The following is a 5,971-nucleotide window of genomic DNA, read 5'->3' as shown; positions in this document are numbered from 1 at the left end:
CCGGCCCTCTCCACGGCCGAGATGTGGACGAATACGTCATTGCCCCCGCCGTCCGGCTGAATAAAACCAAAACCCTTAGTCGCGTTGAACCACTTCACCGTACCTGTCGCCACGTCCGCTCTCCCAATGCTAAACAATGCTGCCAGCCTAGGTCGGCGGCCGGTATGGGGCAAGAAAAACCCGCCGGTAACTGCCCCCGGCGGGTTTCCTACGCAATTCTCGCGGGGGGCTTTGAGGGTCTGTTCCGCGATTGCATTCATGATGATCGTAGATGGTTAAACAATCGCAAAGGCGTTGATTTCGCGAGGGCGCGCCATTGGTTCCAGATCGAGCGATCAGGAAACCCGTATCGAGATGCGCACCGGCCGGTGGGTGTTGGAGCAACAGACAGGTGACCAACTGGATCAATTCCGGCGGCCATGCGCCGCGTCTTAACACCGAGAATGACAACCGCAGAACTTCGGGCAGCCGCCATTGCAACCGGTGGCGCGGAATCCCGAGCTAAATCGAGCTGACTTTGCGGGTCGAACATGTTAGCCGTTGGCCCATCATGCAGGCTTTCGCCAGACAAATAATCGATGCTTGGAATCGCCGATCTTTCCTAGCAAAGCTGTTTAGCTTCGCGTCAATTGGCGTCGTCAACGTCTTGGTGGACGTCAGCGCCTTTACATTTTTTGTCCAAGTTGTTCATCTCCAACTGATCCCATCAAACATACTTGCGTGGATCGTCGCCGTGACTGGCTCCTACATGATGAATAGCAAGATCACATTCGGTCACGAGACCGGTGGCCTTCTCAGCGTAGGACGATATTTGCGGTTTGCTGCTTCAGGAATACTAGGAGTAGTCATTGCGACTACGGTTTTGGTAGTTCTCTCGCGTTATACCACCATCCCGATCGCGAAACTTGCGTCGATTGCCAGTGCGTTCTCGATGAACTTTTGCATGTCCCATTTCTTTGTTTTCCGCGCTCAACCGGCAGCGCGGGCTCGTGCGCCCTTGGGTACGGATCGCGCTGGCTGAATGGTGCTTAAAGAAAAAATGAGTGACAACGACGCTCCTGAGGCTGGACCTGACTCCCACGTCGATTTCAACGCACCGGCCGTCCTTCGCAAGTGGCCTTCGCTTAACAACCAGCGGCGCACCGAGGGCACCGGCCCGTACATGCTGCTCGACGGCACCCTGGACGAATGCATCATGGATTTCATGGCCAAGCCTGAATCAACCCGGCATTTGTATGAAATCCAGACAGCACCACAGCCTCCCTTGGTCACCGAGACCCTGTTGGCCGAGCACGTCGCTGAACTCGCGCGGCTTCGCGAGTTTCTTTGATGCTCCGAAATCCCTTTATTCCCGAACTCTGATCTAATAGCGACTTGCCCAGCCACTCGGTTTCGCGACAGGCCCCGACTGCTTGCGTGCTCGCCGTGATTGCTGGAAGATGCCTCATGGGGCCTTCACATGAACAAATCCCGTGGTGGCTTGATAAGTATATGCCATGGCCGCGGACCTCAGCGGCGGGCAAACGCGAAGTCGCCACGCAAATTTCTTTGGCCAGGGCGTTGCACCGAGGCAGACTTCGCAGAATATCGCCGCCAGCGCGCCTGGACGGCCTGGAAATACGCCATGTATGACGCGGGCTTCGCCCTGCCAACGCAATCAACCAGTGGACAGGCGCGCTGTTTCTGTGGCGCCGCGATCGATATGGCGGTAACCGACCGTCACGCCCAGGATGCGCATATGGATTCGCAGCACGCATGAAGTTCAGCACTGACCGCCCCTATTCCGATCCGGAAGCCGCCGCGCGCAAGCTGCTGAAGATCGCCAACGCGACCGAGCCGGTAGACGGAAAGATTTACATCGAGAAGATAAACGCGCCGATGCTGTACCTGGAGCGCGCCAGCCCGGCCGAATACAAGGCCGGCCTTGATCTAGCTATCGCGCGCGGATGGCTGTTGCTGCACGAAAGCGGCACTTTCGTAAAGTTCACGCCGGCCGGTGCGGACGTATTCGGCTAGGAACCAATTCGTCCTGCCGCGATTGACTGGGCGGCCGGGATGACGCCCGGTGGGCCGCGCCTTGCCACGGAAGGCTGTCATGGTTGAATCCTCGCTACCCCGCTTCCTTGTTAGGCAAGACGGCAGCGGCACAAATTGGATGGTGTGGGACCGACTATTAAAGCGACCAGCCAAGCTTAAGGGTGAGGAGCTTGTGAAGCTGGCATTCTCGGCCGCTGAAGCCCTCAGGGATTCTCTGAACGCTGGTCCACCGACCCATGGCTGACCGTCAGCATTGGCCGCCGTATACGTTCCAAAGCGTTCTTCACGGGCGACCACTTCGCCACCCTGATGCACTAGCACGCTCGGAGCGTTGCGAGCTTCACCCCGGGTTTGCCGCACCCGTCGCCGTCCCGTGGCCGGGAGCTTTGACGATTACCTCATGACCCTGCCGGAGCGCCAAGGAAGCTGCGGCAACCGCGGCCTCGAACGCCGATTCCTTGGTTTGATAGACATTCTCTGCCTTGCCGTCATGGCTCACTCGCCACTCCCCCGCGTCGCCAACGATTTCGTAAGACGCCAATCCCATTGTCAGCTCCTAATGTGTTCCGGACTTTTGCCATTTCTCAAGGTCGATCTTGGCTCCGTCGTTGCGCTGCTCTTTCTCCGGGTTGCCCTTCCAGGGCTTGTCCGTCTGTGCATGCGAGCCTTGATCGGTGCGTTGGCGAGGGTCGTCTTTCGGGGTTTCTTTGCTCATGGTTCCTCCTGCTAATTTAATCGCTTAGCCGGCATCCCGTTCCAGTGTGGGGAACGAATCAACAGCGTTTCGCTTGAATCCCGGTTCTGTTGTGTGGAGTTGCTTTATGCGTACGTCCAATTGGACGCCGTCGATTGTGCCCGACGATCAGGATCAGACCATCTATCTGGTCGCCAATGACTTCGGCAAAATTGGCCGCGCCTGGGTCGAGGCCGACTATGAGACGACAGATCTTGAAACGGTCATCCAGGACCTGCTCACCGGCCAATACAGCAACCCTATCCGGGTCATCGCATTCAACACCGCCGAACGCTGGTCAGAAGACGTTTCAGAAGATGTCGCTAACGAGCTGCGCCGACGCTGCGATTTGCAGATGCGCGATCTCCCCTCTGCTCTCTCTGATTTTGTTGAACGCCATGAGGGAGGGGATCGGCACCAGTTGACGCTCCGACTGGTCTAACTTGCCTGTTCCCTGAGGGCGGCTTTCTCGCGTCTAATCGGTGCTGCCCCGGGATGGTTGCGAAAGGATTCAGTTCGGCCGCAAGCAGACTGGGGGCTGAGGGCGCAGAAAATAAGACCTCACACCATGGATCAAGCAGCGCTACTCCAACTGGTGCCCGTCGGCGAAGAAAACGCCATATCCGCCCGTTCGATCTGGGAAATAGAAGGGGTGTGGACGCCGGCGTCGATCAAGACAAAATTACACCAACTCGCCAATGAAGGGCTAATCCAACGAAGGTTCGTCCTCGTGGGCCAGAATCGGACAACGCTATACTACAGGATAGGGCCGAGGCGGCTCTCCTGATCTACTTGAACCTCGTCTTGATCGCCTGCCAGAACGATAGGCCTTCCCGGTGTTGATGCTCAACGGTTGGCGCCGGCTGAGTGGCGCTGACCGGGCCGGAAGCTGGAGGGGTATCGATCAAACCTGCTTCCAATCGCGCATGCATCTCCAGGTCCAGCCTCTCGGCTTCCCGGCGATCATGCTTTCCAACCGGAGTGAGAGTTGCCTTCTGAGCCATGCTTACCTCCCTCGCCCCTAAGCCAACGGGTCCAGATTGGGCTCGTTCCATGGCGCGCAGCGAAAAAAGAAAGCTTACCGTTCCGGCGGCCGAACTGGGGCGAAGTGATAAACTATGAGAAGGGTGTAAGCTGAGAAACTGGGCTAGAAGCAAAGATTTCGGTGAAGGGAACGGCAATGGCCAAAGGCTACTGGGTGGTGTTCGCAGACGTTACCGATCCGGAAGGCTACAAGGAATATGTCGCAGCCAACGGTCCGGCACTCGCCAAATACGGGGCGCGCTTTCTAGCGCGTGGTGGCCAGGTCGAACCGAAAGAGGGACAGCCAAAATCGCGCGTGGTCGTCGTTGAATTTCCCAGCTATCGCGCTGCGCTCGATTGCTATCACTCGCCTGAATACGCAATGAAGCTACGGCAGGGACGATCTATCTGGGATATGGCGATCACGGAGGGGTACGAAGGGTCTCAGCCGCACCACGGCGACCTCGGTGGGGGTTAGGCCGAACCCGCCAGCGCCGGGCCGCTAATGTTGACGGCGCAGGCAATGAATTTTAGGCTAGCGCTCATCCACAATCTTGCTGATATCCGGCTGCTCAAGGCCATTCGAGCGCTGGCATTCGCACGGCATTCCGGCGCCGCACTCGCAGCCCTTGTCGCGGTCCCATGCCTTGTCGGGGTGGTTCTCGCACACCCAGCCTAGACCGCGGCAGATGGGGCAATCGGGATCGATCATGCTTCACCAACTGGTGCGCCTCTGACGCACGAATTCCGCACGGTCTAGCGCTGGCCTTGAAAAGCAACGGCCCCAGCCTAGGGGACCATGCTGGGGCCGTCGATTGAAACACGCCCTGGCGGCAGTGCGTGTCAACCCAAAGCTAATCCTGCGAGGGCGCAACGCAAATTAATTCGATTCCGTGACGCAAAATGGAAAGTGGTGCTTGTGTTACGTTGTGCACCGAACCTGTGCCAATTTTTTTCCAAAACGACTCCCCCCTGTCGGATCGGGGCCTATCTGTTCGTCATCATGGTAACGCGCACTCGAAAAGAAGCCGCCCGGCGCCCGTCCGGGGTTCATTGAATTTTGCCGCCCCACGAGGCCGATAGGCCGCCTTCCGGGCCCGGCTGGTGCCACGAAATCAAGAGGGCGGGATGCGTTCAAGTCCGCAAGAGGCCCATTAAACCGGCCGTGAAGGTGGTTGCGCGCTTGCCTCGCAACCGGCTCGCTGCGTCTAAAGTGCGGCCACAAGTGCAAGCCAAACGCTCATCAAAATGCAGGTCGCTATAGCGGTATAGGGCAGGACCATACGCAAACGCAATCCTCCCTTGGGCAATGGAAATTCAGCCATGGAGAACGGTCCTCCCCCGGCCGGACGGCGTAATATTGCTCCTGTTTCGAACGCCGTCCGGTTACTTCCAAATCAATCTATCGGTATCATCAGCGCTTGGACTTCTTCTTGGCCTTTTTCGTCTTCTTCTTGGGCATCACTTTCTTGACAGCTTTCTTTGCTTTCTTAGCCATCGACTTCGCGGCCTTTACTACCTGTTTGGTAACGGATTTCTTAGCCTTCTTAGCCACAATATTCTCCTTCAGCGTTTAGAGTTTTTCGACGTCTTCTTCGATTTCTTAGTGGCCGATTTCTTACCAGCCTTCACCTTCTTGCCGGCTCTCTTCGCACCAGATTTCGCTTTGGACTTGCTTTTGCTTTTGGCGACCTTTGATGCGCGGGACAACTTTTTTGACTTCTTCACGACCTTTGTTATGGCTTTTACCGGAGCGGTTTTTGCTGTCGCTTTCCTTACACGTTTGACCACGGCCTCGGCCGCTGTGTGAGCCAACACGGTGGCTCCGCTGACCACCAATTCGCCAACGATCTCGCCTATATCCTTCTTGGGCTCTTCCGCAGTCTGTTCGCTCGGTTTCTTCTCGGTGTCCATCACCTAAGCCCTCCAGAGTGTGCAGCAGCAGCGTAACTGATTCTCTCCGCCACAATGGGACTATGCGGTAGGGTAGCAGGGAACCCGATGACTCCAAGAGCGGCGGACAGGGGGCCGCCGATCCCGCGCCTGGTCTCGGTGGCCCCCCACCGCTCTGCGCCTGTACGTCCGACGCGCAAAGCACTCATCACTTCGATTTACTCCGCTTCATTGCGAGGATTTCACGCCGGATCGCCCACGCCTTTCGCCAGTATTCTGATTGCA

The 5,971-nt window shown here is 57.4% G+C and carries 13 protein-coding genes; 6 read left to right on the top strand and 7 right to left on the bottom strand.

Annotated elements, in window-relative coordinates; all coding sequences use genetic code 11:
• Positions 1-113 (bottom strand): cold-shock protein (locus JQ575_RS43545; protein ID WP_212039289.1); only part of this gene is annotated, 113 nt, incomplete at its 3' end.
• A 437-nt stretch (positions 114-550) separates the two neighbouring features.
• Here JQ575_RS43545 and JQ575_RS43540 point away from each other — a divergent pair.
• The 4 genes from JQ575_RS43540 to JQ575_RS43530 all read left to right on the top strand — a co-directional run bounded on the left by JQ575_RS43540 (position 551) and on the right by JQ575_RS43530 (position 2,016).
• Positions 551-1,021, top strand: coding sequence for a GtrA family protein (locus JQ575_RS43540; protein ID WP_212039288.1), 471 nt, complete (start codon positions 551-553; stop codon positions 1,019-1,021).
• Positions 1,022-1,039: 18 nt separating this feature from the next.
• A complete protein-coding gene (locus tag JQ575_RS43535; RefSeq protein WP_212039287.1) occupies positions 1,040-1,330 on the top strand; it encodes a hypothetical protein in 291 nt (96 codons plus the stop codon).
• Between the two features lie 294 nt (positions 1,331-1,624).
• Positions 1,625-1,759, top strand: a complete 135-nt coding sequence (locus JQ575_RS45995) for a hypothetical protein (protein ID WP_283842708.1) — start codon at positions 1,625-1,627, stop codon at positions 1,757-1,759.
• The gene (locus JQ575_RS43530; protein ID WP_212039286.1) at positions 1,756-2,016 is read left to right on the top strand and encodes a hypothetical protein; all 261 of its coding nucleotides are present in this window, start codon (positions 1,756-1,758) and stop codon (positions 2,014-2,016) included. Before JQ575_RS45995 ends, JQ575_RS43530 begins: the two co-directional genes overlap by 4 nt.
• Positions 2,017-2,377: 361 nt before the next feature.
• On the opposite strand, the gene JQ575_RS43525 is transcribed toward JQ575_RS43530, so the two are convergent.
• Positions 2,378-2,584 (bottom strand): DUF2188 domain-containing protein, encoded by a 207-nt coding sequence (locus JQ575_RS43525; protein ID WP_212039285.1) that lies wholly within the window; start codon positions 2,582-2,584, stop codon positions 2,378-2,380.
• 9 nt (positions 2,585-2,593) lie between these two features.
• Positions 2,594-2,752, bottom strand: coding sequence for a hypothetical protein (locus JQ575_RS43520; RefSeq protein ID WP_212039284.1), 159 nt, complete (start codon positions 2,750-2,752; stop codon positions 2,594-2,596).
• 106 nt (positions 2,753-2,858) lie between these two features.
• Between JQ575_RS43520 and JQ575_RS43515 the strand changes: the two genes are divergently transcribed.
• On the top strand, positions 2,859-3,212 hold the full coding sequence (locus tag JQ575_RS43515; protein ID WP_212039283.1) for a hypothetical protein: 354 nt from the start codon (positions 2,859-2,861) through the stop codon (positions 3,210-3,212).
• A gap of 346 nt (positions 3,213-3,558) precedes the next feature.
• On the opposite strand, the gene JQ575_RS43510 is transcribed toward JQ575_RS43515, so the two are convergent.
• Positions 3,559-3,774, bottom strand: coding sequence for a hypothetical protein (locus JQ575_RS43510; RefSeq protein WP_212039282.1), 216 nt, complete (start codon positions 3,772-3,774; stop codon positions 3,559-3,561).
• A gap of 176 nt (positions 3,775-3,950) precedes the next feature.
• On the opposite strand from JQ575_RS43510, the gene JQ575_RS43505 reads away from it, so the two are divergent.
• Entirely contained in the window at positions 3,951-4,271 is a 321-nt protein-coding gene (locus JQ575_RS43505) for a DUF1330 domain-containing protein (RefSeq protein WP_212039281.1), read from the top strand.
• A 57-nt stretch (positions 4,272-4,328) separates the two neighbouring features.
• Here JQ575_RS43505 and JQ575_RS43500 read toward each other — a convergent pair whose 3' ends face one another.
• The 3 genes from JQ575_RS43500 to JQ575_RS43490 all read right to left on the bottom strand — a co-directional run bounded on the left by JQ575_RS43500 (position 4,329) and on the right by JQ575_RS43490 (position 5,707).
• Positions 4,329-4,505: a hypothetical protein gene (locus tag JQ575_RS43500; RefSeq protein ID WP_212039280.1), complete on the bottom strand. Its 177-nt coding sequence runs from the start codon at positions 4,503-4,505 to the stop codon at positions 4,329-4,331.
• A gap of 702 nt (positions 4,506-5,207) precedes the next feature.
• On the bottom strand, positions 5,208-5,348 hold the full coding sequence (locus JQ575_RS43495) for a hypothetical protein (RefSeq protein ID WP_212039279.1): 141 nt from the start codon (positions 5,346-5,348) through the stop codon (positions 5,208-5,210).
• Positions 5,349-5,359: 11 nt separating this feature from the next.
• Entirely contained in the window at positions 5,360-5,707 is a 348-nt protein-coding gene (locus tag JQ575_RS43490; protein WP_212039278.1) for a hypothetical protein, read from the bottom strand.
• Positions 5,708-5,971 lie beyond the last annotated feature (264 nt).

This window comes from Bradyrhizobium sp. JYMT SZCCT0428, from assembly GCF_018131075.1.
GTDB lineage: Bacteria > Pseudomonadota > Alphaproteobacteria > Rhizobiales > Xanthobacteraceae > Bradyrhizobium.
This window is presented reverse-complemented; position numbering and strand designations above follow the sequence as displayed.

Bases quoted from the DNA above. Each gene is read 5' to 3' on its own strand.
- JQ575_RS43540 (WP_212039288.1), top strand. From the start codon at position 551: ATGCAGGCTTTCGCCAGACAAATAATCGATGCTTGGAATCGCCGATCT.
- JQ575_RS43535 (WP_212039287.1), top strand. From the start codon at position 1,040: ATGAGTGACAACGACGCTCCTGAGGCTGGACCTGACTCCCACGTCGAT.
- JQ575_RS45995 (WP_283842708.1), top strand. From the start codon at position 1,625: ATGTATGACGCGGGCTTCGCCCTGCCAACGCAATCAACCAGTGGACAG.
- JQ575_RS43530 (WP_212039286.1), top strand. From the start codon at position 1,756: ATGAAGTTCAGCACTGACCGCCCCTATTCCGATCCGGAAGCCGCCGCG.
- JQ575_RS43525 (WP_212039285.1), bottom strand. From the start codon at position 2,584: ATGGGATTGGCGTCTTACGAAATCGTTGGCGACGCGGGGGAGTGGCGA.
- JQ575_RS43520 (WP_212039284.1), bottom strand. From the start codon at position 2,752: ATGAGCAAAGAAACCCCGAAAGACGACCCTCGCCAACGCACCGATCAA.
- JQ575_RS43515 (WP_212039283.1), top strand. From the start codon at position 2,859: ATGCGTACGTCCAATTGGACGCCGTCGATTGTGCCCGACGATCAGGAT.
- JQ575_RS43510 (WP_212039282.1), bottom strand. From the start codon at position 3,774: ATGGCTCAGAAGGCAACTCTCACTCCGGTTGGAAAGCATGATCGCCGG.
- JQ575_RS43505 (WP_212039281.1), top strand. From the start codon at position 3,951: ATGGCCAAAGGCTACTGGGTGGTGTTCGCAGACGTTACCGATCCGGAA.
- JQ575_RS43500 (WP_212039280.1), bottom strand. From the start codon at position 4,505: ATGATCGATCCCGATTGCCCCATCTGCCGCGGTCTAGGCTGGGTGTGC.
- JQ575_RS43490 (WP_212039278.1), bottom strand. From the start codon at position 5,707: ATGGACACCGAGAAGAAACCGAGCGAACAGACTGCGGAAGAGCCCAAG.